This window comes from Hujiaoplasma nucleasis, assembly GCF_013745115.1.
In the GTDB taxonomy this organism is placed as follows: domain Bacteria; phylum Bacillota_I; class Bacilli_A; order Izemoplasmatales; family Hujiaoplasmataceae; genus Hujiaoplasma; species Hujiaoplasma nucleasis.
In genome coordinates, this window is sequence record NZ_CP051151.1 from 500,657 (window position 1) to 526,022 (window position 25,366).

At 31.6% G+C, this 25,366-nt stretch carries 23 protein-coding genes; 1 reads left to right on the plus strand and 22 read right to left on the minus strand.

The window, feature by feature from the left end:
* Nucleotides 1-7: 7 nt before the first annotated feature.
* The 14 genes from HF295_RS02255 to efp form a co-directional block, all read right to left on the minus strand.
* Nucleotides 8-1,708 carry an ATP-binding protein gene (locus tag HF295_RS02255; protein ID WP_312032223.1) on the minus strand — a complete coding sequence of 567 codons (1,701 nt, stop codon included), beginning with the start codon at nucleotides 1,706-1,708 and terminating at the stop codon, nucleotides 8-10.
* Nucleotides 1,705-2,391 (minus strand): response regulator transcription factor, encoded by a 687-nt coding sequence (locus HF295_RS02260; protein ID WP_312032224.1) that lies wholly within the window; start codon nucleotides 2,389-2,391, stop codon nucleotides 1,705-1,707. Before HF295_RS02260 ends, HF295_RS02255 begins: the two co-directional genes overlap by 4 nt.
* 9 nt (nucleotides 2,392-2,400) lie before the next feature.
* The gene (phoU, locus tag HF295_RS02265) at nucleotides 2,401-3,054 is read right to left on the minus strand and encodes a phosphate signaling complex protein PhoU (protein WP_312032225.1); all 654 of its coding nucleotides are present in this window, start codon (nucleotides 3,052-3,054) and stop codon (nucleotides 2,401-2,403) included.
* Between the two features lie 46 nt (nucleotides 3,055-3,100).
* Entirely contained in the window at nucleotides 3,101-3,856 is a 756-nt protein-coding gene (gene pstB / locus HF295_RS02270) for a phosphate ABC transporter ATP-binding protein PstB (protein WP_312032226.1), read from the minus strand.
* 13 nt (nucleotides 3,857-3,869) lie between these two features.
* Entirely contained in the window at nucleotides 3,870-5,072 is a 1,203-nt protein-coding gene (gene pstA / locus HF295_RS02275; protein WP_312032227.1) for a phosphate ABC transporter permease PstA, read from the minus strand.
* Nucleotides 5,062-6,027 (minus strand): phosphate ABC transporter permease subunit PstC, encoded by a 966-nt coding sequence (pstC, locus tag HF295_RS02280; RefSeq protein WP_376739671.1) that lies wholly within the window; start codon nucleotides 6,025-6,027, stop codon nucleotides 5,062-5,064. Before pstC ends, pstA begins: the two co-directional genes overlap by 11 nt.
* Before the next feature lie 52 nt (nucleotides 6,028-6,079).
* A complete protein-coding gene (locus HF295_RS02285; RefSeq protein WP_312032229.1) occupies nucleotides 6,080-6,997 on the minus strand; it encodes a substrate-binding domain-containing protein in 918 nt (305 codons plus the stop codon).
* 143 nt (nucleotides 6,998-7,140) lie between these two features.
* Nucleotides 7,141-7,413: an HU family DNA-binding protein gene (locus HF295_RS02290; RefSeq protein ID WP_312032230.1), complete on the minus strand. Its 273-nt coding sequence runs from the start codon at nucleotides 7,411-7,413 to the stop codon at nucleotides 7,141-7,143.
* Between the two features lie 102 nt (nucleotides 7,414-7,515).
* Nucleotides 7,516-8,823, minus strand: coding sequence for a ribosome biogenesis GTPase Der (der, locus tag HF295_RS02295; RefSeq protein ID WP_312032231.1), 1,308 nt, complete (start codon nucleotides 8,821-8,823; stop codon nucleotides 7,516-7,518).
* Nucleotides 8,824-8,838: 15 nt separating this feature from the next.
* A complete protein-coding gene (locus tag HF295_RS02300; protein ID WP_312032232.1) occupies nucleotides 8,839-10,245 on the minus strand; it encodes a S1 RNA-binding domain-containing protein in 1,407 nt (468 codons plus the stop codon).
* 1 nt (nucleotide 10,246) lies between these two features.
* Complete coding sequence (cmk, locus tag HF295_RS02305) at nucleotides 10,247-10,915, minus strand: (d)CMP kinase (protein WP_312032233.1); 669 nt, start codon at nucleotides 10,913-10,915, stop codon at nucleotides 10,247-10,249.
* Nucleotides 10,916-10,992: 77 nt separating this feature from the next.
* Complete coding sequence (locus HF295_RS02310; protein ID WP_312032234.1) at nucleotides 10,993-11,712, minus strand: pseudouridine synthase; 720 nt, start codon at nucleotides 11,710-11,712, stop codon at nucleotides 10,993-10,995.
* Nucleotides 11,713-11,741: 29 nt separating this feature from the next.
* Complete coding sequence (locus tag HF295_RS02315; protein ID WP_312032235.1) at nucleotides 11,742-13,100, minus strand: hemolysin family protein; 1,359 nt, start codon at nucleotides 13,098-13,100, stop codon at nucleotides 11,742-11,744.
* A 29-nt stretch (nucleotides 13,101-13,129) separates the two neighbouring features.
* Nucleotides 13,130-13,693, minus strand: a complete 564-nt coding sequence (gene efp, locus HF295_RS02320) for an elongation factor P (protein WP_312032236.1) — start codon at nucleotides 13,691-13,693, stop codon at nucleotides 13,130-13,132.
* 138 nt (nucleotides 13,694-13,831) lie between these two features.
* Here efp and HF295_RS02325 point away from each other — a divergent pair, with 138 nt between their 5' ends.
* A complete protein-coding gene (locus tag HF295_RS02325; protein WP_312032237.1) occupies nucleotides 13,832-14,224 on the plus strand; it encodes a rhodanese-like domain-containing protein in 393 nt (130 codons plus the stop codon).
* A gap of 5 nt (nucleotides 14,225-14,229) precedes the next feature.
* Here HF295_RS02325 and miaA read toward each other — a convergent pair whose 3' ends face one another.
* From miaA to rny, 8 genes are all read right to left on the minus strand, one after another.
* Nucleotides 14,230-15,117, minus strand: a complete 888-nt coding sequence (gene miaA, locus HF295_RS02330; protein WP_312032238.1) for a tRNA (adenosine(37)-N6)-dimethylallyltransferase MiaA — start codon at nucleotides 15,115-15,117, stop codon at nucleotides 14,230-14,232.
* 1 nt (nucleotide 15,118) lies between these two features.
* Nucleotides 15,119-16,810: a DNA mismatch repair endonuclease MutL gene (gene mutL, locus HF295_RS02335; RefSeq protein WP_312032239.1), complete on the minus strand. Its 1,692-nt coding sequence runs from the start codon at nucleotides 16,808-16,810 to the stop codon at nucleotides 15,119-15,121.
* A 2-nt stretch (nucleotides 16,811-16,812) separates the two neighbouring features.
* Entirely contained in the window at nucleotides 16,813-19,368 is a 2,556-nt protein-coding gene (gene mutS, locus HF295_RS02340) for a DNA mismatch repair protein MutS (RefSeq protein WP_312032240.1), read from the minus strand.
* A 53-nt stretch (nucleotides 19,369-19,421) separates the two neighbouring features.
* The gene (locus tag HF295_RS02345) at nucleotides 19,422-20,744 is read right to left on the minus strand and encodes a hypothetical protein (RefSeq protein WP_312032241.1); all 1,323 of its coding nucleotides are present in this window, start codon (nucleotides 20,742-20,744) and stop codon (nucleotides 19,422-19,424) included.
* 99 nt (nucleotides 20,745-20,843) lie between these two features.
* Nucleotides 20,844-22,271: a tRNA (N6-isopentenyl adenosine(37)-C2)-methylthiotransferase MiaB gene (miaB, locus tag HF295_RS02350; RefSeq protein ID WP_312032242.1), complete on the minus strand. Its 1,428-nt coding sequence runs from the start codon at nucleotides 22,269-22,271 to the stop codon at nucleotides 20,844-20,846.
* A complete protein-coding gene (locus HF295_RS02355; RefSeq protein ID WP_312032243.1) occupies nucleotides 22,255-23,037 on the minus strand; it encodes a TIGR00282 family metallophosphoesterase in 783 nt (260 codons plus the stop codon). Before HF295_RS02355 ends, miaB begins: the two co-directional genes overlap by 17 nt.
* Before the next feature lies 1 nt (nucleotide 23,038).
* The gene (locus HF295_RS02360; protein WP_312032244.1) at nucleotides 23,039-23,548 is read right to left on the minus strand and encodes an NUDIX domain-containing protein; all 510 of its coding nucleotides are present in this window, start codon (nucleotides 23,546-23,548) and stop codon (nucleotides 23,039-23,041) included.
* 46 nt (nucleotides 23,549-23,594) lie between these two features.
* Complete coding sequence (gene rny / locus HF295_RS02365) at nucleotides 23,595-25,160, minus strand: ribonuclease Y (protein ID WP_312032245.1); 1,566 nt, start codon at nucleotides 25,158-25,160, stop codon at nucleotides 23,595-23,597.
* Nucleotides 25,161-25,366: the final 206 nt, after the last annotated feature.

Below are 25,366 nucleotides of genomic sequence, written 5' to 3' on the forward strand. Positions count from 1 at the left end.
TCGCCTTTTATTTTTTTATTAATGGAAGTTGAATATTGATACTTGTCCCTTGAGAAACTTGACTCTTTATTTGATAGTGTCCATGGTAATTAATTAGGATATGTTTGACAATAGATAAACCTAAACCAGTACCACCAATCATTTTTGATCTTGCTTTATCAACTCGGTAGAATCTTTCAAAAATCCTTGTTTGTTCTTCCTTAGCTATGCCAATCCCATCATCTTTAATTAGAATATTTATATAGTCATTTTCTTCAAATATGTCTATCCATACATGACCATTATCTTTATTGTATTTAACAGCATTTTCAACTAAATTTTTAATGAGTTGGAATAAATCTTCTTCATTCATTTGGTATGTTTTTACTTGTATGTTTCTATGAATTTCTATGTTTTGCTTGTCAATATCATAACTTAAATTGGTCAAAACATCATCGACTAATTTATCCAAATCTATTGTCGACATTTTGTCTTGTGTTAGCTTATTTTCAACCTCTGATAACATCAACATATCCATAACCAAAAGGTTCATTCTTACAGCTTCATTATGAATCCTTTCTATGAGGTCTTTTTGGGTAGCTTCATCTTTAATCATATCTTGTAAAATTAAATCTGCAGATCCTATGATTGATGTTAAAGGAGATTTTAATTCATGAGAAGCATTGACAAAGAAATCTCTTTTTAATATTTCGATTTCTTTCATATTGCTTACATCATTATAAATAATAATCACTGAAGACTCATTGGTCCAATGGGTCTTTCTATAGCTTATAGAAACGTTATAGAAAGCATCTTTAATTTGAGTGATAATTTGTGAATCCTCTTTGTTTTCAAAAGCTTTTTCAATGGCTTTTTGAACTAATTCATCTCTAAACAAGAAACGATAATCCTTATGCATGTTTAAATTTATATTGAAATTATAAAGTTCTTTTAAATGATGATTTAACAAGATGATTTGCTTTTGTTTATTTAAAACACATAAACCTTGGTTCATATGCTCTAATAGGAAGTCTGTTTTGGATTTTTCTGATTTCAATGAAGAAATATTATTTGATATAGAAGCACTTATTTTATTAATTTCTTGAATGAATCCATTGATCTCATCGTATTTTTCTAAGGGTAGAATCTCACGATATTGTCCTTCATTAATATCTTCTAATATGAGTAAAATATCTTTTAATGGTTTTAAAGATTGTTTAATCAAGACAGAGGTTAACATAATTGATAATACAATAATAATGATCCCTACAACGATGGCTAAACCGATAAAATCATTAAGAAATTGTAAAATCGAGGCTGATGGAATTGCTAGCCTTAAATAATCACCATTATCTAGTTGGTTTGCTAGATACATCATGTCAATCTTTAAGGTGTCAGAATATCGAATACTGACTTCACCGATGTTTTGTATTTCTGGTCGATTTATGTGGTTGTCTAAGTTTGTCGCAAGTGAATCAGCTAAAACCACGCCATTTTCATCAATAAAGCTAATTCTTAAGTATTGATTTAAGGATTCGTACTTATCTATGATGGATTGATAATCACTGTTCTGATTGGCTTCAATCTCAAGCATATCTTGATAGTGATTTAGATTAAGTTCTGTTAGATTGTTTAATGAATTTCTTGCGATTAATGATGCGCCAATAATAAAAATAACGATGGCTATTAAAATCATCAATACAAATTCGAAATTTATTTTTCTTCTCATAGGCTTATCTTAAATCCTATTCCGTGAATGGTTTCAATCCACTCTTTATTTTGGCTAATTAAATATACTTTTTTTCTAAGTTCTTTTATATGAACATCAAGTGTCCGACTTTCACCATAAAAATCATAACCCCAAACTTCACTCATAAGAAAATCTCTACTTAAAACTTCATCAGGATGTTTCATCATTGTTTTTAATAACTCATATTGTTTATTGGTCAAAGATATAGATTGTGAATGATAAGCAAGTTTATGGGTTTTCTCAGAGAGAATATAATCATGAACACATAAGTCTTGGTTATCTTCATCAGGCATCTGTCTTCTTAATAAGGCCTTAACTCTTGAGATTAATTCTAATACTCCAAAGGGTTTGATTAAATAATCATCAGCGCCTATATCTAAGCCCATAACCTTATCTAATTCACTTGATTTTGCGGATACAATCATGATTCCTATGTCTTTATATTGTGAAGATTTTTTTAACTTTTGGATGATTTCTAAACCATCCATTCCTGGCAACATGATGTCAACAATCAATAAGTGAGGAATTCTTTTTTCTAGTTGGTGAAACATGGTTTTCCCATCAAGAAAAGTCTCAACTTCATATTGAGCATTCTTTAAAGCGATTTTAATCACGTTTTGTATATTTGGATCATCTTCTACAATATAAATCAATGCTTTCATTCTTGCCCCCTAATCAGATATATGTTTACCTGTAATTGAAAATATAACCCATTCAGCAAGGTTAACTGCATGATCACCAATACGTTCTAAGTATTTGGCAACCATCATTAAGTAAATGGCATAATCTGCATCAATATGACTTTCTCTAATTGCCTTAGCAACCAATTGTCTTATGGCATAAAAATCTTGGTCTACTAAGTCATCTTTTTTTATGACTTCTTCAGCAATCACTAAGTCTTGATTTACAAAAGACTCTAATGCTTGTTTAATCATTTCTTCAGAAGTTTTTACCATGGAATGAATTTCAATAACTTCAAAAGGTTCTTGGGTTTTTTCCATAAAAATCGTCAATTTTGAAATATCAACCGCGTGGTCACCAATTCTTTCTAAATCAGTTATCATTTTTAAAATAGATGTAATCAGTCTTAAGTCCTTAGCTACCGGTTGTTCTCTTAAGATAATTCTCATGCATTCTTTTTCAATGGCATGTTCCATATCGTTGACTTCTTTGTCTTTCTTAATCATTTCTTCTGCTTGTTGGGCATTCATTTTTAAGAAGGTTTCTAAAGAACGATGGATATGTTTGGTGACTAAGTCACCCATTTTTATTAAAGATATTTTTAATTCTTCTAATTCTTGGTCAAATCTTATTCTATAGGTCATCTTTTTCTCCTTTTATTATAGCCGATTATGATTATTTATACAATTTTTATCCAAATCTTCCAGTAATATAATCTTCAGTTTCCTTTTTCTTGGGATTGGAAAAGATTTTATCTGTTTCATCAAACTCTATGAGTTCTCCCATTAAAAAGAAAGCTGTCTGATCAGATATTCTAGCTGCTTGTTGCATTGAGTGGGTCACAATGACTATGGCATAGTTTTGTTTGAGTTCATTCATTAATTCTTCAATTTTTAAAGTCGCAATTGGATCTAAAGCTGATGTGGGTTCATCCATAAGAATGACTTCAGGTTCCATTGCGATGGCTCTAGCAATACATAGTCTTTGTTGCTGGCCACCAGATAAGTCTAAGGCAGAATCTTTTAATCTATCCTTGACTTCATCCCAAAGGGCCGCTTTCTTTAAAGATGTTTCAACGATTCTTTCTAATTCGTTTTTATTTTTTATCCCTTGACACTTAGGACCATAAATCACATTGTCATAGATGCTCATGGGAAAGGGATTTGGTTTTTGGAAAACCATACCTACTTTAGTTCTTAACGATATAACATCATAATTTTTTTGATAGATGTTTTCTTGATGGTACTTGACTTCGCCATCGATACTGACCTCATCAATTAAATCATTCATGCGATTTAAGGTTCTTAAGAAGGTTGATTTTCCACAACCCGATGGACCAATAAGGGCAGTGACTTTATTTTTTTCTAAGTTTAAAGTGATGTTTTTTAAGGCTTGAAATTTTCCGTAATATAAATTTAAATCATTAATTGAAAATACTTCATTCATGATGGTTATCTCCTTAAGCTAATTTCTTGAGATACTGATGACTTATCAGTTTCACAATAAGATTTAATAATAATACAATGACTAATATGATTAAAGCTATGGTAGAGGCCAATTCAATATTGGCTGGTTCATCAGTCATTAAAGACCATATATGTACAGATAAGGTCGTAGATCTGCCAAAGATTGTTATATTATCTTTAACCGCAGTACCAATGGCAAATATTAAGGCAGCGGATTCTCCGATGATTCTCCCAATAGATAAGATGGTGGCTGTTAAAATACCAGGCAAGGCAGATGGTAAAACAGCTTTAAATGTCGTTTGCGTCCGATTGGCTCCTAAGGCCAAGGATGCCTGTCTATAATCATCAGGTACGACTTTTAATGACTCTTCAGTGGCTTTAATAATTACTGGTAATAAAATAACAGCCAAGGTTAAACTACCTGATATGAGGTTGGCTGATGTTGCTGGTGTGTATTTTACCGTTAAGGGAACAAATACAGCTAAACCCATTAACCCATAGATAATACTTGGGACACCTGTAAGTGTTTCTATCATTGACCGAATCATCTGGTTTATTTTATTTTTTCTTGATAGTTCATTTAAATAAATGGCTGAAAAAATTCCAATGGGTAAGGCAATTGCTAGTGTGATACCAATAATATAAAGGGTGGTGATTAAAGAACCGCGGATACCACCGCCTAGTGAAGAGAATACTATTTCTCTAAATTGATTGGATTCATTTAATATTTGAATCATGTGCTGGGCTCCATAAACACTTAAGGCAGATGCTTTATCTTCGAACTTTATAGATGATATGAGATTTCCCTTTTCAATCATAAATTCATCATTATCATCATTGTTTTTATCATAGATTTGATAAAGTGGAGAATCTTCAGATATGTATGATACGATGACCATAGCTTTACCTTCTCTGTCTAAATCATCTCTTAAGGCTATTCCCCATTTTTCTGAATAATAATCTTCATCACTAAGATGACTTGGTCTTTGTGTTTTAGAAAATTCAGTGACTTCTTCAATACCTCCATTATAGAATTTGGCATGATAGTCATTGGTGATTAAATCTATATTTAATAAACCAAAGCCATTTTTGAAAACAAAAATAATGATAAAAAGCAAGATAATAGCGGCGATGGAAGCTGAAAAGTAGGTTATTCCTTTTAATAAATTATCAATTCTTTTTCGTTTATTTGACATAGACATTACCTATTTTCTTTTTCACAAAGTTTAATGTGAGGTTTGTGATTAAAATAACAACAATTAAAACAATCCCAACTGAGAAACGAATATCATAATCTATACCTATGGTTTCTTTAAGCCCTTGTAACATCGTAGATGTTAAAGTGGCTGTTGTTTCAAAGAAGGCAAATGTTGGTCCACTTCTTGCATTACCTGCGACCAAACTAACAGCGGTTGCTTCTCCAAGGGCTCTCCCAACGCCTAATATAGCTGCAGTAAATATACCTGACTTCGCTGATGTTAAAACCACTTTAAAGTGAGTTTGAGTTTTTGTGGCTCCTAAGGCTAAAGATCCTAATTCTATATCTTTATTCACAGATCTAATGGCTACTTCAGATAAGGCAGTGATGGTTGGTAAAATCATTAATGATAAAACCATCACTGTAGCTAAAACTGAATTTCCACCCTTGGATTGTACACCAAAGATTTTCGCCATTTCATAAATGATTTTTAAAATAACACCACTACCAAAAAGACCATAAACTATTGAAGGAATGGCAGCCAACAATTCAATAATTGTTCTTAAGACACTGGCCAATCTTTTTGGGGCTATTTTTGCTATAAATAAAGCAGTTAAAACTCCAATAGGAAGGGACAAAAACAATGATAAAAAAGCGATGTATAAGGTGTTAATGATGATAAAACCGACACCGTATAAGTTGGATTGAAAAGTTTGTCCTTCTAGCCAAGTTGTACCCATTAAAAAGCGAATAAGATTGACCCGACCAATCCCATCATAATCATCGATAAAGGGTCTAATACCTTCTCTTAAAATAAAGATAGCGATAATAACAATAAAGGAAGCTGATATGAGGGTTGTTAAAAAGAATAATGCTTTCACAAAGATATCAATATAGTCTTTTTTATGTTTAGATTGTAATTTGATTTTGATTGTATTAAATATTTTCAACATAAGGCTCCTAACGACAAAATTGCCCTATAAAGGGCAATCTTATTCAATTTTTTTATAGTAATTCATCCCAAGTTAAGAAGTCACCACGATAGATTTTCTTAATTTCTTCTGCTGTTAAATTATTGACTAAATTTTCTTTATGTACGATAACAACGATTGCATCCCAAGCCAATTGACCTTGTGTGCCTTCTGAACCTACTTCTGAATCTTTAAATGGACGACTTGCAAAACCTACATGTTTGTAATTGTCACCATCTTTTTCTGAACCTTGTGTTCTTTTAAAACCATCTGATGATCCTGTGTGTTCATGTTCAGGAACAAAGTTACCACATTTTGGAGCGAATGATTCTGTTAAGGCTAAAGCAATTTTTTCAATCGAATCAGAACCTCCGAATTTAATGGTGATTGATGAATTATCTAATGAACATACCGGATGTTGATCTTTAATATCATCCCATGTACCATTGCTTGATAGAGAAATTGCACCTTCATTGGTAATAATATCTGCACCATCAGATGTATTCAAGAAAGCAACAAAAGCTAAAGTAATGTCTCTTTCTGTGTCATTAGCGAAATCGTCTAACGAACGGATTATATAATTGAATGGTCTTTTTAATCCATAAGTATTGTTAACAACATTTTGTTTGGTTGGATCAACACCTTCAAATTGTAAACCTTTTACCTTGTCATTTAAACTTGCTAATGAAATGTAACCTATACCATATTGATCAACTTCAATTGATGATAAAATCCCTGTGTTGTCTTTGATTAAGAATCCATCAACCAATAGGCCATCATTTTCAGCGGCGTCTGAGAAATCTATACCTTCCATAAAACCAGCTCTGGTCCCACTTGATGTGTCTCTAGTATAGACGGTGATATTTTTACTTGAATCCCATGCATCATCATTTGTACATGCAGATACTGATAAGACTAATGCTAGTAAGAATACTAATAATATTTTTTTCATTTATTTACCTCTTCCTTTTTAAAATCACTTAAAGTTTATCCTAAAATATATTTTCTAAATATCATAAAGATGTAAGTAAATGTAAAAAAAATGTAAAAAAAAGAGCTATGGAATCTCCATAGCTCAATTCAGGAATTAAAAAACTATCTTACTTTTTCTTTTAAAACTTTACCTGCTTTAAAAGTAGGTGCTTGTAAAGCTGGAATATGAATTTCTTCACCAGTTCTAGGATCGTGTCCTTTTCTAGCTTTTCTTGTTTTAACTGCAAATGTACCAAATCCAGTTAATACAACTTTTTCTCCTTGTACCAATGCTTCTTCGATTGCTAAAACTGTAGAGTTTAAAGCTTTCTCAGCATCTTTTTTTGAAAGTTCTGCTAAATCTGCGATTCTTGCGACTAATTCTGATTTATTCATTTCATTTCCTCCTTTAAAATATATGACCATTATATAAGAAAATTCGATAAAAAACAAGGTATTTAGCCAAAAAATTAGATTTTTATCTGTTTTTTTTTGAATTTATTCTCGATTTCTAAGAATTATGCTAATTGGTGTACCAAAAAAGTCAAATTTTTCCCTTAATTTGTTCTCTAAATACCGACCATACGAGAAGTGCATAATCTTAGTATCGTTAACAAATAAGACAAAAGTAGGACATTTAGCCTTTACTTGTGTTACGTAATAAACTTTTAGTAATTTTTGTTTATGTGGTTTGGGTGGGTTTAGAATCATAGCATCTTGGATAACTTCATTTAACATAGAAGTTGATACGCGTTTAGAGTAATTATCATAGGCTTGCTTAATCACAGGGAATAAAGATTTGATTCTAGCCTTGGTTAAGGCTGATAAAAAGACGATAGGGATATATTTTAAGAACTTAAATTCTGTTCTGATCTTATCTTCCCACTCATTCATGGTGTATTGGTCTCTTTCAATGGCATCCCACTTATTGACGACCACAATCATGGCTTTTTTATTCTCAATGGCATAACCTGCTATATTTTTATCTAATTGTCTAATCCCATCTTTAGCATCTAGGACCAACAAAGAGACATCTGAACGATCAATGGCTTGCATGGCTCTTAAATTGGCATATTTATCTAATTTTTCATAGATTTTACCACGTTTTTTCATACCAGCTGTATCAATCACAACATATTTTTGATCATCCAAGGTAAAAGGTGTATCCACTGAATCTGTAGTGGTACCTTCAATATCTGATACAATAACCCTGTCATAACCTAAAATAGCATTGGTTAATGATGATTTTCCAACATTAGGTCTACCTATGATAGATAAGAGTATATCATCTTCTTCATAGGGTTCATCCTCTATTTCAGGAAAATGTTTAACCACTTCATCCAATAAATCACCAATACCAGTCCCATGAACACTAGATATATTAATAACATGGGTAGCCCCAAATTCATAAAAATCATAGATAGCTTCTTGGTATTTGGGGTTATCTACTTTATTGACAGCTATAATAATAGGTTTGTTTGAATTATAAAGCATGGCCATAACATCTCTATCACCTGGTAGTAATCCATCTTTAGCATCAACTGTAAAGATTATGACATCAGCTTCATTTATAGCAATTTCAGCTTGGGCTTTGATTTCAGTTAAAAAAGGCGCATCGGTTAATTCGATGCCCCCTGTATCTATTAATCTAAACTCTCGATTTAACCAGGTTGCCTTGCTGTAGATACGGTCTCTGGTAACACCTGGTAAATCATCTGTAATCGAGATGCGTTCTTCAACAATACGATTAAAGAGGGTAGATTTACCAACATTGGGTCGGCCAACAATTGCGACAATTGGCAACATAGTTATCACCTATCTTTATTTTTTAAATTTTTTAAATAAGTCTTCTAAACTTTGATTTGAAGATACATTTTCTTTAAGTTCAGATTCAAAAGCTTCTCTAGCTTTTCTTTCTTGAACATTTTTCTTAGAAACAAGTAAATGCCATCTTTTCGGATTAAAATCAGTGACTTCAACAGTAATGATATCTTCTTCTTTAAGTTCATTGTCAACACTTGAAACATGTTCAGTTGAAATTTCACCAATAGGTAAAAAGCCTTCAACATCTTCAACTTTTACGACAGCACCGTTTTCTTCTAAACGGATAACTTCAGCTGATACATGGTCACCCTTGTTTAATTTTAAGTCTGCCCATGGATTGTATTCTAAATGTTTTTTAGAAACAGAGAATTGTTTTTTCTTTTTATTGATTGAAGTGATTTCGACTTCTAAAGTTTGACCAACTTCAACTTCACCAGCTAAATTTTCATTAGGGTTCCATGAATAATCAAAACGATTCAATAAACCAACAACTTCTTTTTCTACTTCTAGTAACATACCAAATTGCATTTTTCTAACAATGGTTCCCATCACTTTATCCCCAACTTTGTATTTGCTTAGGAATTCATCCCAAGGGGTTGGTTTTAAAGCTTTTAAAGATAAAGAAACTTTTTTGCCTTTAATTTTAATGATTTTAGCTTCAACTTCATCACCTTCATGTAAATACTCATTAATATCTTTTACATGGTAATGAGAAATTTCAGAAATATGAATTAAACCATCGATATGGTCAGATATCTTAGCAAAAGCACCGAAGTCTTTAATTCTTTCGATGGTAACTTTGATGATTTGACCTTCTTCGATGTTTTCGAATTCAGCTTGTTTTTGAGCTTTTTTCTCTTCATAAGCAACTTGCTTACGGTTAGCGATTAAATTGATGTTTCTTCCTTCAATTTTTTTCTCAATTAATTCAGCTTGAATGGTTTTTCCAACAATATTTTCTTTATTTTCGTCTTCTTCTCTTAAGAAGATTAAAGATTCAGGTAAGAATACTTCTAAACCTTGGTAATCAAGTAATAATCCGCCTTTAACGGCTTTTTTAACTTTAAAATCGTATTGTTTTCCAACTTCTAATTGTTCAAGATTTTCTTGTTTTTGTTCGGTTCTTAAAATGTCTTTTCTTGATAAAAGTGGTACTGTTACGCCATCTTTGGTTTCATTATATTTAACAACCTTAACCTTGATTTCATCTCCTTGTTTTAATATATCTTTGGCTGAATTGACCTTGTCTAAGCCAAGGTGTTCTTTGTAAATAACCCCTTCACTAATAAAGCCAATATCGACCAATACTTCCTCATCAGTAACTCTGATGACTGTACCAGTAACGATTTTTCCAGGTCTTGGTTTTGTAGGACTTGTGTAATTCGGTGTTTGTTTGTCCGTCATGTTATAACTCTCCTTCATTAACTATCTTAATATATTTTTTATATAATAAATCAACAACTTCACGTATATCTTTATCTGAAGTGTCGATTTCAATCGCATCTTGTGCTTTTCGAAGAGGATTATATGATCTTGTAGAATCATATTTATCTCTTCTTTCGATATCTTTTTCAATATCTTCTAAAGTAATTATTCTTCCAGCATTCTTTAATTCTTCGTATCTTCTTTTGGCTCTAACCTTTACAGAGGCTGTTAAAAATACCTTTAATTGAGCATGGGTTAAAACCACAGTTCCGATGTCTCTTCCATCCATAACCACATGATTGTTTTCAGCAATCTCTTGTTGCAAAGAAACCAGTTTATTCCTTACTGGAATATGTGAGGCTACTAAGGATACATTATCCGCAACTTCTTTTGAACGATTCAGTTTTGTCATGTTGGTGCCATCCATATAAAGTTCACCGTTTTTAAAAACAAAATCAGTGATGTTTAAAAAAGAAAAACTTTCAGGATCTATTAGATCGACACCTAGGTTAAGAGCCTTATAAGTTGTTGCTCGATACATTGCGCCAGTATCTATGTAAGTATAATTTAATTTTTTTGCAAGTAATTTGGCGATGGTTGACTTACCAGCGCCCGCCGGTCCATCGATTGCAATTGCATGATAAGACATTGAAACCTCCTTAACCTTAAACATTATATCATATTTTTGAAATATGACCATCATAAATCGCTGGTTTTTTTAATAAATTATCCATTTTTTGATAAGTGATACAATGTTTTAATTTCATGAGGCTTTAATAAGCGAAATTCACCTTTATTTAAACCCTCTAAGGTCACTGGTCCAAAGCGAACTCGCTTTAACTTAATAACCTCGTGACCTAAGGATGCAAACATTTTTTTTACTTGATGGTTTTTTCCTTCAGTCATCACGATGTTTAAAAAAGTAGATTCTTTCTTTTCATCATATTCTACATTGTAAACCTTAGCCGGCATGGCTTGTATACCTTCATAGACAATACCCTTAGCGAGTTGTATAGAAGATTCTCTTCTTAATAAACCTTTGACTCTAACATAATATTCTTTTTCTATCTTATATCTAGGATGAATCATATGATTGGCAAAGTCGCCATCATTGGTCAACAAGAGTAGACCTGAAGTATCATAGTCTAGACGACCAATAGGAAATATTTGTTCTTTTGCGTGAATTAAATCAACCACCGTAGGACGATCAAATTGATCGGTTACAGCTGAAATATATCCCTCTGGTTTATATAATACAAAGTATACTTTTTCTTCTCTTAGAATTTTCTTTCCATTGACTCTGATATCATCAGAAAAAGTGGCTTTTGATCCAAGTTCAGTGATAACTTGTCCATTGACAGTTACTTGACCATTGGTAATCATTTCTTCAGCCTTTCTTCGAGAAGCTACACCTGCTTTTTGGATTATTTTTTGTAGTCTTTCCATAATACTCCTTTCGAAAAAAATTGAGGATCTTATTCTTCAGTATCCTCAATTTTTATAGTCATTAAAACGGATTTAATCCGTCTCTTTTTTACTTTTAAAATTTTAAAGACGAGTTTTGCTTTATCTTCATTAATCAGTTCTGATAATTCATCATATTCCTGATTATACCTAACTTCATATTCAATTTCTTCATCAACTTCAGGTATATCTTGAAACATTTCAAATAACCACCCACCCACAGATGTTGAATCTGATAATGGTGGTTTACCTAAATTGAGATCTTCAAACAAGTCTTCTAAATCGTAGTCAGCGTTGATTAAATAATGATAGTCATCTTTTTTAGTAATCGTTTCAATAACATCATCATGTTCATCATAGATTTCCCCAACCAATTCTTCTAGGGCATCCTCCATGGTAACAATACCATCAACACCACCATATTCATCAACGACTATAGCCAAATGAGTATTCTTATTTTGTAACAAAGTAATTAAAGTATCCACTTTGGTTGAGGTTGGAATAAATAAGGCTGGTCTAACCATACGTCTTAAATTAACAGCTTGTTTTTTTATAACTTTTGTGTAAAAGTCTCTTTCTGATAAAACCCCAATAATGTTATCAATGTTATCATCATAAACAGGGATTCTTGAAAATTTGTTTTTAAAAAAGGTGTCTTTGATTTCTTTAACTGAGTCATTAACTTCAATCGCAATCATATCAACCCTTGGTGTCATTATTTCTTCGACACTGATATCTGATAAGGCCAATACAGACTGAAGCATGTCAGCTTCACCTACTTGAATTTGTCCTTCTTCTTCCATGGTATCGATAATGGTTTCTAAATCACTTTCTGTGACAGATACTTGTTTATCTGGTTGAATACGTTCTGTAACCCTACGATTTAAACGAATAAATAAGAAGGTTAAAGGTGTCATCATCTTAATCAAGAAATAGATAAACCTTGACATTCTTAAAGAAAATTTCTCTGCAGAATGTTTAGCGGCGGATTTAGGAATAATCTCACCAAAAATTAAAATGATAACGGTCATTACACCAGTATTCATTAAAGATACAACGGTTTGTAAGCGGGTTGGATCTTCTATATATGAAAATAAACCATTAAAAAAGATAACAGATACGGTTGCTAAACCAATATTTGCTAAATTATTACCTACCAATAAAGTTGTAAGAGTTTTATCGAAATTATCGACAATCCATAAAGCTTTTTTTGATCCTGCTTTATTGAGTTCGACAAGTGTTTTTAATCTTAGTCTCCCAACGGAGGAATAGGCGGTTTCAGTCGATGAGAAAAACGCTGAAACCAAAATCAATGCGAACATTAACACAAGTAATCCTGGGTTAAGTTCGACTTTTAAAACTAGCCACATCTGACTAACTTCCAAAAAAATCACGTCCTTTATTCTTTATATCTAGTATCGTACTTTCCTGTTTCTGTTGATACGACGATTTTATCGCCTTCGTTAATAAATAGGGGTACTGATAATCTTAATCCTGTATTTGTGGTAGCTTCTTTGGTTGCGTTTGAAGCAGTGTTTCCTTTAGCCCCACCTGGTGTTTCAACAATTTCTAGAACCACTTTATCTGGTAGTTCTATACCAAGAATTTCTTTACCATAAGAAATAATTTTAATATCCATTCCTTCTGTAATGAATTCTATTTTTCCTTCTAATTGGCTTTCATGTAATTCTAATTGTTCAAAAGTGTCATTGTTCATAAAAACATGTGTTTCCCCATTTTGGTATAAATATTGCATTGGATTTTTTTCAATCATTGCAGTTTCTATTTTAATACCTGAGTTGAATGTTTTATCAATAACTGAATTTGTTCTTAAATTTCTTAGTTTCGTTCTAACAAATGCAGCACCTTTTCCTGGTTTAACATGTTGGAATTCAATGACTTGATAAATGTCACCTTCATATTCAATGGTGACGCCTGTTTTAAAATCGTTTGTTGTAATCATAAGTATCAATAATAAATTGAATTTATTATTTTGCTCCTTTCAAATAATATCTAACGCAAATATTATAATATAAAATCGCTTTATTGACAATAGTTTTCACTTCTACTATAATATTAGTAGTCAAAATGAGGTGAAAACATGATTTTAGCAATTCAAGATTGGATTTGGCCAATCGTTTTAGGTCTTTCGTTAGGTTTTTTAATCGCTTTTGCCAGAAATAAAAAAGGTAAGGGTTCTATTCTTGTCTTAGAAGCAGATGAATTTAGAAAAAATATGCGTCGTGGACAACTTATTGATATTCGTTCTGAAGATGATTATCTTAAAGAAAAAATCAATGGTAGTCGTAATTATCCTAAAAAGCAAGTTTTTCAAAATCTTTATTTATTAAGAACCGATCAACCCGTATTTATTTATGGTGATGAGGATAAAGGTTTGGTCAAAAAAGTAGGTAAAAAATTAATTTCTAAGGGTTACTACCCTGTTTATCTTTTAAAAGGCGGTTTAAATGAATGGCCTTTCCCAAAAAAATAATCTTTTTATAAATCCATCTTCGGATGGGTTTTTTTTATGGTTTCAATCACTTGCTTAATGGTTTGATCAAAATTTTCAATATGAATATCAAACCATAAGACATCCATTTTATTCCTAAACCATGTCATTTGTCTTTTAGCATAACGTCTTGAATTTCTTTGTATTAAAGCAATGGCTTCTTGAAGATCTATTTGCCCATCAAAATATTCATATAATTCTTTATAACCTATGGCTTGAGTCGCTTGAGAATGAACCTTGGCGTCATATAGTTTTTTTACTTCATCAAGTAATCCCTTATTCACCATATCAATCACTCTTTGGTCAATTCTTTGATATAGGTCTTCTCGAGGACTTCTTAAACCAATAACCATAAAATCTTTATAATAATCTTTAGGATTTTTTTGGAATTGATCTTCACTTTTTTCAAGTGCTCGAATCAGTCTTCTTTTATTTTGCATATCTATTTCATGGACTAAATCAGGATGTTTCATCTTCAATAATGATTGAAGTTGTGATAAGTCCATATTTTCATATAAATCATGTCTTTGAGGACCCTTAAATTGATAATCTTTGATAATTGATTGAAGATAGAGTCCTGATCCACCCACTAGAATAGGTGTTTTATTTTTTTCTCTTATTTCTTCAATTTTATGTCTTACAATCTTTTGATAGTCAGCCACAGAAAAACTTTCTTGAGGGTCAAGGATATCTAATAAATGATGGGGAACTAATGCTTGTTCTTCTTTACTGGCTTTGGCTGTTCCTATATCTAAACCCTTATAGAATTGAAAAGCATCTCCTGATATAATTTCAGCATTGATTTTTTTTGCAAGCTCAATGGATAATTTAGTTTTACCAACAGCGGTTGGTCCAAGTATACAAATTAAATCCATTTTATATCACCCGGTTAAACCAATGTTCAACTTGTGAATGCTTGATTTCTACAATGATTGGTCGTCCATGAGGACAAGTATAAGGTTTTTGGCATTGTCTTAAATCTTTAATCAAATGGTCTGCCTCAGCTTTAGTAATATAATGGTTGGCTTTTAAAGAATGCTTACAAGCTAATAAGATGGCTAAGTCGTCAATTAATTCTTTTTTTGAAGTACGCTTATCTTCAGAAAATTGATCAATGATGGTTTCCATATAAATGTCTTCATAATTTTTAGGAAACCATAAAGGAATTTCTTTGACTAAAAGATGGTCGTCATTAATGTCAAATTTGATACCAATATTTTCTATATCATCTTTATGATTTTTAAGCTTGGTTAAGACATCAGCAGGAAAATCCATTCTTATAGGAAATATGGTTGTTTGAATCATTTGATTGTTAATTTGCATTTCCTTGGCATAGCGTTCATATCTTATTCTTTCTGCCGCAGCGTGTTGGTCAACCATGTATAAACCTTGATCGTTTTGAAAAAGTAGATATGTTCCACTATATTGGCCAATATATGATAAATCAGGTATAATTTTTCTTTTTTCTTCTTGAATATTTATAGTATCATTCTCATAAAAAGTTTGATTTTCTTCTTTTATTTCTAAGCCTTGTGTAAAATCAATGGTCGTTTGAATATCCTCATTCTTGACTTCTTGAAAAATCGGTTTATCTTTAACCACCTCAGATATACTTGAACGAATTAAATCGATTAAGGCTTGCTTTTCTGAAAATTTAACTTCTTGTTTTCTCGGATGAACATTGACATCAATCAATAAGGGATCAACATCAATATATAATACTGTGATTGGATATCTTTGTTTTGGAATTAATTGGTCATAAGATTCTAAAATTGCTTGAACAATTTCAGTGTCTTGAATGACTCGATGATTGACAATAATATGGATATATTGACGATTGGAACGATTAATCACAGGTTTTGTGGTTTTTCCATAGATCTTGAAATCTCTTGTTTGACCTTGAAAATCCAATAAAGCCGAACCCACATTGATCCCATAAATTTGTGCCATTAGATTTTTAATTGAACCTTGGCCATTGGATGAAAATAATAATTTTTGATTATTACTTAACCTAAAGGAAATATTAGGATATGATAAGGCGAATTGGTAAATGAGTGCTTGTATTAAGGCTAGTTCGTATTGTTCAGACTTTAAATATTTAAAACGAGCAGGTGTATAGTAAAATATTTTTTCTACTTCAACCATGGTTCCTTGATTTAAAGAAGCATCTTTGATTTCTATAAATTGACCATTATCAAAAACCACGGCTTTGGCCGAGTCTTTTAGATTGCTGGTGATGGTCATTTTTGAAATTGAGGCAATGGATGGGATGGCTTCACCCCTAAAGCCTAAAGATTTTATTCTAAATAAATCATTAACTGAACTGATTTTTGATGTTGCATGTCTTTCAAAAGCAGCCAGCAAATCATCTTCATCCATACCTAAGCCATCATCAATAACCCTCATCATTTTTAAGCCAGAATCTTGTAATTCTATATCGATTTTTTTTGCTTGGGCATCAATAGCATTTTCTACAAGTTCTTTAATGACATTGGCTAGTTTTTCAATGACTTCTCCAGCAGCTATTTTATTAGCTATAATTGGATCTAGTTTTTTTATAAGTCCCATAATTAATCCTTTTTATCAATGGTTTTAATGGCTTCAATGAGTTCATTTAAGATATTCATGGCATTCAAAGGTGTAATATCTAAGATATCTATTTTTTTAATTTGATCAATCACTGATTGGTATTTTTCTTCTTCTACATCTTTTTCAATGCTTTCCATATAATTAAATAAATCTATAGTTTGGGCTTTAATGACATTGTAGCCATGGTTTTTTTCTAACTCGTCTAAGATAGACTTGGCTCTTTCAATGACCACTTTAGGCATTTTAGCTAACTTAGCCACATGAATACCATAAGATCTATCCGTTGGTCCATCGACAACCTTATGCAAGAAAACTATATCTCCCTTTTCTTCTTTGGCTTTAACATGAACATTTCTTAAAGATTTTAAATCATCTTCAAGGTGTGTTAATTCATGGTAATGTGTCGAAAATAAAACTTTGGCTTTTAGTTTATGGTGACTGTATTCTATAATTGCTTGGGCTAAGGCCATACCATCATAAGTGGCTGTTCCTCTTCCTATTTCATCAAATAAAATTAAAGAATTTGATGTCGCGTTTCTTAAGGCATAGTTGACTTCATTCATTTCCACCATAAAGGTTGATTGACCCGTAGAAATATCATCACTAGCACCTATTCGAGTAAATATTTGATCAACAATAAAGAGTTTCGCTGATTTTGCAGGAACAAAACAACCCATTTGAGCCATGATAACAATTAAAGCACTTTGTCTCATGAAAGTCGATTTACCACTCATGTTAGGACCAGTAATTAATAATATTTGGTTTTTTTCATCCATATAGAGTGAATTTTCAATAAAAACTTGATCAGAAATAGCTTCGACTACAGGGTGTCTTCCATCAATAATTTCTAATTTCTTTTCTTCGATTAATTGAGGTTTTATATATCTTTTTTCCATAGAAATTTTGGAAAATGCTATAAGCATATCTATAAAAGCTAGGTCTCTAGCAATACTTTGTAAATGTACTGTTTCTTTTTGAACCTGATCTCTAATTTCTATAAACAAATCATATTCTAATTGTTCGATTTTTTCTTTAGAACCTAAAATTATTGATTCTTTTTCTTTTAGTTCATCAGTGATAAATCTTTCTGAATTGGTAAGGGTTTGTTTTCTATCATAAGCAAATTCATCTTTAACTTGTGAAAGTTGTCCCTTAGAAATTTCTATATAATAACCAAAAACCCTATTAAAACCAACTTTTAAGTTTTTAATACCGGTTTTTTTTCTTTCTCTTTCAACAAAATCATCTAACCATGATTTTGCATTGGCAGAAATATCTTTAATTTCATCTAATCTTTGAGAGTAGCCTTCTTTAATAAAACCACCTTCCTTGATGGTTAATGGTGGTTGATCAACGATGGCTTGGTCTATTAAATCTACAATAGTTTGGACATCAGGTATATTTTCAACCAAAGTTTGACCATATATATTATTTAAAGCCAATAGGTTTTCTTTAATGCTTGGTAATGTTTTTAGTGAATTTTTTAGATTAACTAAATCTTTTGCATTACAATTACCAAAAGATAACCTACCAACAATTCTCTCTAGGTCATAGACTTTCTTAAGTTCATTGATTATTTCTTCTTTTTCAATAAAATGGTCATTGAATGATTCAACCAAAGAATATCTCTGTTGGATTTTGTCTTTATCAATCAATGGCCTTTGGATATTTTGTTTTAAAAATCTAGAACCCATGGCTGTTTTACAGTGGTCTAAAAGCCAGAATAAAGTCGATTTTTCAGACTTAGACATCATGGTTCTCGTTAATTCTAAATTCATCTTAGAGGCATTGTCTATTCTTAAGTAAGATTGTGATGAAAAAACTTGTACTTTTTGTAAGTGTAATAATTCTTTCTTTTGGGTTTTTTCAAGATAATTGATTAATCTCGCAAAAGCTTTTAGTAAATGCTTATCATAAATATCAGAGATTAAAGAACGATAATAGGATTTTAAATCTGTATTATCTTCTAATGATATAGTTAATTGATGGTTCTTTAAATAATGTTCGATGTCTTGATGATTAAATTTAGAATCCACCACCACTTCTCTTACATTTAAAGAAATGATTTCATTGAATAAAATATCAATATCATTGGGTAATATTTGTAAGAAATTTTCTCCTGTTGTTAAATCTGAATAAGCCAGTATAAAACCATTTTTATCATCAGAAATGGCCACAATATAATTATTGTCTTTTTGATTAATAAGTGATTCTTCAATTAAGGTCCCTGGTGTGACTAATTTAACAATTTCTCTTTCAACAATTTGTCCTTTAACTGGTTCAGTCGTTTGTTCTGCAATAGCAACCTTATAGCCCTTATCAATGAGTTTTTCTATGTATATATTGGCTGAATGATAAGGAACGCCACACATAGGTACTTTTTCCTCAGCACCTGCATCTCTTCCTGTTAAGACTATTTCTAGTTCTTTAGAAGCAACAATGGCATCTTGGAAAAACATTTCATAGAAGTCTCCAAGTCGAAAAAAGACTATATAGTCACTATAGTCTTTTTTTATCTTAAGATATTGTTGCATCATGGGTGTGTATTGTATTATTGTGTCTTTTTTCAAGTGTTACTCCTTCTAATTGCTTATTTCCAGAAAACTGGGATATTAAAAGGAAGATTTCCTTCATCTATATACAAGTAATGGATGACTGAATATGCCACAAAGGCAAGGACCAATATAAGTAGGGTAAAGAATATAACTTTAAATACTTTTCTACGTTTTTTCTTCTTATGGTATTTACGGATAATATAAGCAATTTTTTCATCTAGTAATTCTTTTTCTTCTTCAGTTAATAAATCAGTATCAACAAGTTCTAATGGAAGGTCTTTTTCTTCTTCCTCAATTTCTTCTTTAATTTCTTGCTTAGGTTCTTTTTTAAGATCTTTTTTGACTTCTTTCTTAACTTGAACTTCTTCTTCTTTAATTTCTTCAATTTCGTGAGTTTCTTGAATGGCTATTTCTTCCTCTATTTCTTCTTCTTCAGGAATATCTTCGATGATGATATCATCTTCAGCTGGTTCTTCAGGAATAATAACATCTTCAATAACCTCATCTTTAACTTCTTCGATTTCTTCTTCAAGCTCTTCTTCAAGTTTTGGAATTGGTATATTGTAATTGTAATTATCATTTGGAATGTCTTTATGGTACATGCCAAGTGAGAATTTTATAAACTCTATCATATCTCTTTTCTTAAGATCAGTAGAAATTCTAAAGCCTTTATCCTTAGCATATATTTCAATATCAAGGATGCTCTTGGTAGAAAGATGAGCAACTTCTTCTTCAGTTAATCTTAATTTAGCCGCAAGGATTTCGATCAAGCGGTTTTTATTGATGCGTCTAGGGACTTTGATACCATATTTTTGACCTAAGTCTTTTAGGTCACCTAGGGTATGTGAAGTAAGGGTTTCATCTGTCCAATCATTTGAATGAATACCATCGATGTAACCTGTTGTTTGGAATAAGCGGTTTTCAATCAATTGGTAAAACTCATCATATGACATTCTTTCTACTTGTAACTCATAGTGATCTTTTAATTCAATGATTTGATCAAAGAATGAACGATCTATATCTTTGGTGTCTTTATTTAAGTATAAGAAATTAAATAGCATTTCTTTAAATTTAGGCAAATCAAAAGGTAATTCATACTGATGAATTAATTTATCAAGTAAAAAGATTGAATGCATATCATAGTTTCTTAAACGATATTGCAATTCATCGGTATATGACTGATATCTTTTACTTTCAAAAACCTCATCTCTTATCGTTTCTTTTAATAAAAAACGATAAATGAAAAGTGGTAATTTGATGTGATGTTCCTTCATCCTTTCAACGATATCTTTGATAGGTACCACAACCATGTTTACTGAAAAATCAAAAAACTCTTGGTTATTATTAAATTTACTCATAAATACCACCCTTTACTTATATATTATAGGTTCATTTTACACCATTAAAATAAATATTTCAATAACATTGGTTATATTTTTAGCGATTTCCATATATTTTTATGAATTTTTGATGATTCCGTCCAAAGACCACGTTTTTGCTTCTTCAATATATACTTCAATGATTTTTCCTACTAAAGATTCTGGTCCTTTAAAGTTAACAAGTTTATTGTTTTCTGTATAGCCTGATAAAACATCTGGTCTAGTTTTTGAAGGTCCTTCAACTAAGACTTTAACTGTTTGGTGTTCAAAACGCTTATTGCCTCTTAAATATCCTTCATTGACTAGTTTATTTAATTGATATAACCGTGATTTGGCTTCTTCTTCAGAAATATTGTTTTCATAAGAAGCGGCTGGTGTTCCTTTTCTTGGTGAATATATAAAGGTATAAGCGCCTTCAAAACGAGCTTTTTCAACCAAGTCTAAGGTCTCTTTAAAATCATCTTCTGTTTCACTAGGAAAAGCAACAATAATATCTGTGGTTAATGATACGTTAGGAATTTTATCATATATTTTTTCAACCAAAGTCAGATACTCTTCTTTAGTGTACTTACGATTCATCTTCTTTAAGACTGAATTAGATCCTGATTGAACAGGTAGATGTATAAAAGGCATAATATTGTCATATTTTGAAATAATATCAATAATATCATCTGAGAAATCTTTAGGATGTGAGGTTGTAAATTTTATTCTAGGGACATCTAACTTGGCTAAATCTTCTAAAAGATTAGCAAAACTATAGTCTATATTATCAAAATCTAAACCATAGGAATTTACATTTTGACCTAAAAGTGTTATTTCTTTATAACCTCTTTTAACTAAATTTTTAACTTCTTTAATGATATAGTCTTTTTGTCTAGATCTTTCTTTACCTCTTGTATAAGGTACAATACAGTAAGTACAAAACTCATCACAACCATACATAATGTTGACCCAGGCTTTAAAACGATGATCTCTTGCTTGAGGAAGGTTTTCAATAATGTCTCCTTCTTTAGAGAAGACTTCAATCAAGCGCTTCTTTTCAACCATGACATAGTGTAAGTATTCAATGAATTGCGAGACATTGTGAGTACCAAATACAATATCAACATGTTTGTATTTATTGAGTATTCTCTCAACAACAGCTTCTTCTTGAGGCATACAACCAGCCACGGCAATGATCATATTAGGATTAACTTTTTTATAACTTTTAAGTCTTCCTAATTCACCAAAAACCTTATTTTCTGCATTTTCTCTTATGGCACAGGTATTAATAATTAAGACATCTGTTTCCTCAATAATATCAGTTTTTGTAAAGGCTTGATCTTCTAATAAACCTGCAAGGACTTCTGTATCAGCTTCATTGGCTTGACATCCATGGGTTTGAATTAAATATTTTTTACCTAGACCTAGGTTAATGATTTCTGTTTTTTGATATTCTTTTGTTTCTATATGTTCTTTAGATCTTTTTCTAGCAAGTTTAAGATCTGGTTTATGAAGTTTTTCCATAGTTTCTCCCCTCGAATATGTTAATTCTTTCTATTGTTTTTAAGTCTAAATCCATGATACAAGCATTAAATTGTAAGGGTGAAGCACTTTCAGGTTTTACCCTTTCAGGCATGCCTGAAACGAATTTTCTAATGGCTTGATTAATTTCTCCGCCGATGACAGAAAATTGCGCACCTGTCATGCCCACATCTGATAAAAATAAAGTCCCTTTAGGCAAAACCATATTATCAGCTGTTGGGACATGGGTATGGGTTCCTATGACGGCATCCACCCGACCATCAAGATAATGGGCAAGAGCATATTTTTCTGAACTTGCTTCAGCGTGAAAGTCAAGGATGATATAGTCAGCTTTGATTTTTGAGAGTATCTCATCAGCTTTCATAAAAGGATTATCAATTGGATCATGCATAAAGATTCTTCCTAATAAATTAATAACCACTATTTTTTTACCATTATAATTATATTCAACCCATTCTTTACCAGGTGTACCTGGCCCATAGTTGGCTGGTCGACAAACATAGTCTAAATCTAAGACTTCTCTGGCATCATTCCTAGAGAATGCATGGTTACCAAGGGTAAATACATTCACACCTTGTTCCAAGTATTCCTTATAGATTTTTTTACTGAGTCCATTGCCTTTTTCTATATTTTCGCCATTGACGATGATGAAATGGGGTTTATACTCACTCTTAACCATTTGGAAATACTTATTAAAAGCTTGTTGGCCAAGTTCCATATAAATATCACCTATAAATAATATTTTCATTTTAGCTTCTTTCTAGAATATCAAAATAATTTTCATGAACTGTCTTATAGTTCCAAAATTGAAAGTCTTTGATCATCTGTTCTATTAAATCTTTACTTGCATACTTGACATCTTTTACTTCTATAGGATCTATCATTATTTGATCTAAATCTATATCTTTTTCTAATAAATAAACATCAATAATATGATTAGCAAAATCATCTTCGACAATAATAGAATCTCTAAAAATGAGTTCATGTGAATTGATGAATAATGATAGTTCTTCCTTAGCCTCTCTAAGAACAGCCATCATTGATGTTTCACCTTTTTTTACACAACCTGCAGTAGGTGCCCATTGATATGGATAAGTATCAGAGGCTTTATTTCTTTGTTGGATTAAATACTGGTTTTTTGAATTTCTAATCCACAATTGGACGATTTTATGATATTCGCCTTCTTTTGTTGGTTGGCCACGATAGATTTCTTTATTAATTTTTTGATTTTTATTGTTGTATAAGTCAAATATTTCCATGCTTACTCCAAAAAGATAGCCTTCCAAAAAGGAAGGCTAAGTTTAATTATTTTGCTATATCTTCTGCACGGGTTTCTCTGATAACCGTGACTTTGATGGTGCCTGGATAGCTTAGCTTAGCTTCGATTTCGTTTTTTATTTCTCTAGCAACAATATGTGCTCTTTCATCATTAACCTCGTTAGGTTTTACAATGACACGCACCTCACGTCCAGCTTGGATAGCGAACGCTTGTTCAACACCTTTAACATTAGAAGAAATTTCTTCTAATTGAGTTAAACGGTTAATATAGTTTTCTAAAGACTCCGATCTAGCTCCAGGTCTAGCAGCTGATAATGCATCTGCAGCAGCTACCAATACACCGATAATTGTTTGGGCTTCATGGTCTCCATGATGAGATCCAATAGCATCTAAGACAGCCAATGGTTCATTATGCCTTTTTGCAATGGAAATACCAATATCAACATGTGATCCTTCCATTTCATGGTCAACAGCTTTACCGATATCATGAAGTAATCCAGCACGTTTTGCTAAATTTTCATTTTCACCAAGTTCAACAGCCATTTTCCCAGCTAAGAAAGCAGTTTCCATTGAGTGTTTTAAAGCGTTTTGTCCATAAGAAGATCTAAAATGTAAACGTCCAATAAGTTTGGTTAAATCTGGATGAACACGGCCAACACCACATTCAAAGACAGCTTCATCCCCTTTATCCCGAATAAATTGGTCAACTTCAACTCTTGTTTTTTCAACCATTTCTTCAATTCTTGCTGGATGGATTCTTCCATCAGCAATCAATGCTTCTAAAGTTTTCTTGGCAATTTCTCTTCGAATAGGATCAAATCCTGATAGAACGACTGCTTCAGGTGTGTCATCAATAATTAAATCCACACCAGTCATGGCTTCTAAGGTACGAATGTTACGTCCTTCTCTACCAATAATTCTACCTTTCATTTCATCATTTGGTAATGTTACAACTGAAACTGTGGTTTCCGCAGTAACATCTTGAGCTAATTTTTGTATAGCGCCCGTTATAATTTCTCTTGCTTTTCTTTGTGCTTCATTTCTTGCTTTTTCTTCTTCATCTCTGATAAACATATCAATTTCTTTGGTCATGTCATCTTTAACACGTTCAAGAATAATGTCACGCGCTTGTTCATTACTTAAGTTCGCGACCTCGTACAGTTTATCATTTTGTTCTTTGATTATTCTTTCCAATTCAAGGTCTTTTTCTTCTAGAGCGGATTTTTTCTGTTCTAAATTTTCTTCTTTTCTATCTAAATTTACTTCACGTTTGTCTAAATTTGCGGCTCTACGCTCCGCCATTTCCTCACGCTGATGTGCCTTATTTTCAAGAACAGCGACGACTTCTCGCTTTTCTTTTAATAATTTATCATTTTCTAAATTTAGATTATGAATTTCTTGTTTTGCTTCTAACAGTTTTTCTTTTTTAATACGTTCCGCTTGTAAAGTTGCTTGGTCAATTATTTCTTGTGACTGGTTTTTGGCTGTTTGAAAGCCTTTTTCCACCATCGCAACACGAATGATGAATCCCACAAGACCACCGATAAGTAAACCTAATAAACTGGAAATAATAATAATTACAGTATCGTCCATATTATTATCTCCTTTTCTTTGATTAAATTGTATCTATATACATTAATATTTATAAACAATTTGTCTATTTTATTATATATTAAATAGGCTTATTAGTCAAAAGGTTTCCTCGAAAAATAGAAAAAAGTGCCTAAGCACTTTTTTTGTCTTTATTTAAGGGATTCTGCTTGATCGTCTTGAAGTTTAACCATAATTTTATCAAGAAT

Bases quoted from the DNA above. Each gene is read 5' to 3' on its own strand.
- HF295_RS02255 (WP_312032223.1), bottom strand. From the start codon at position 1,708: ATGAGAAGAAAAATAAATTTCGAATTTGTATTGATGATTTTAATAGCC.
- HF295_RS02260 (WP_312032224.1), bottom strand. From the start codon at position 2,391: ATGAAAGCATTGATTTATATTGTAGAAGATGATCCAAATATACAAAAC.
- phoU (WP_312032225.1), bottom strand. From the start codon at position 3,054: ATGACCTATAGAATAAGATTTGACCAAGAATTAGAAGAATTAAAAATA.
- pstB (WP_312032226.1), bottom strand. From the start codon at position 3,856: ATGAATGAAGTATTTTCAATTAATGATTTAAATTTATATTACGGAAAA.
- pstA (WP_312032227.1), bottom strand. From the start codon at position 5,072: ATGTCAAATAAACGAAAAAGAATTGATAATTTATTAAAAGGAATAACC.
- pstC (WP_376739671.1), bottom strand. From the start codon at position 6,027: ATGTTGAAAATATTTAATACAATCAAAATCAAATTACAATCTAAACAT.
- HF295_RS02285 (WP_312032229.1), bottom strand. From the start codon at position 6,997: ATGAAAAAAATATTATTAGTATTCTTACTAGCATTAGTCTTATCAGTA.
- HF295_RS02290 (WP_312032230.1), bottom strand. From the start codon at position 7,413: ATGAATAAATCAGAATTAGTCGCAAGAATCGCAGATTTAGCAGAACTT.
- der (WP_312032231.1), bottom strand. From the start codon at position 8,823: ATGTTGCCAATTGTCGCAATTGTTGGCCGACCCAATGTTGGTAAATCT.
- HF295_RS02300 (WP_312032232.1), bottom strand. From the start codon at position 10,245: ATGACGGACAAACAAACACCGAATTACACAAGTCCTACAAAACCAAGA.
- cmk (WP_312032233.1), bottom strand. From the start codon at position 10,915: ATGTCTTATCATGCAATTGCAATCGATGGACCGGCGGGCGCTGGTAAG.
- HF295_RS02310 (WP_312032234.1), bottom strand. From the start codon at position 11,712: ATGGAAAGACTACAAAAAATAATCCAAAAAGCAGGTGTAGCTTCTCGA.
- HF295_RS02315 (WP_312032235.1), bottom strand. From the start codon at position 13,100: ATGTGGCTAGTTTTAAAAGTCGAACTTAACCCAGGATTACTTGTGTTA.
- efp (WP_312032236.1), bottom strand. From the start codon at position 13,693: ATGATTACAACAAACGATTTTAAAACAGGCGTCACCATTGAATATGAA.
- HF295_RS02325 (WP_312032237.1), top strand. From the start codon at position 13,832: ATGATTTTAGCAATTCAAGATTGGATTTGGCCAATCGTTTTAGGTCTT.
- miaA (WP_312032238.1), bottom strand. From the start codon at position 15,117: ATGGATTTAATTTGTATACTTGGACCAACCGCTGTTGGTAAAACTAAA.
- mutL (WP_312032239.1), bottom strand. From the start codon at position 16,810: ATGGGACTTATAAAAAAACTAGATCCAATTATAGCTAATAAAATAGCT.
- mutS (WP_312032240.1), bottom strand. From the start codon at position 19,368: ATGATGCAACAATATCTTAAGATAAAAAAAGACTATAGTGACTATATA.
- HF295_RS02345 (WP_312032241.1), bottom strand. From the start codon at position 20,744: ATGAGTAAATTTAATAATAACCAAGAGTTTTTTGATTTTTCAGTAAAC.
- miaB (WP_312032242.1), bottom strand. From the start codon at position 22,271: ATGGAAAAACTTCATAAACCAGATCTTAAACTTGCTAGAAAAAGATCT.
- HF295_RS02355 (WP_312032243.1), bottom strand. From the start codon at position 23,037: ATGAAAATATTATTTATAGGTGATATTTATATGGAACTTGGCCAACAA.
- HF295_RS02360 (WP_312032244.1), bottom strand. From the start codon at position 23,548: ATGGAAATATTTGACTTATACAACAATAAAAATCAAAAAATTAATAAA.
- rny (WP_312032245.1), bottom strand. From the start codon at position 25,160: ATGGACGATACTGTAATTATTATTATTTCCAGTTTATTAGGTTTACTT.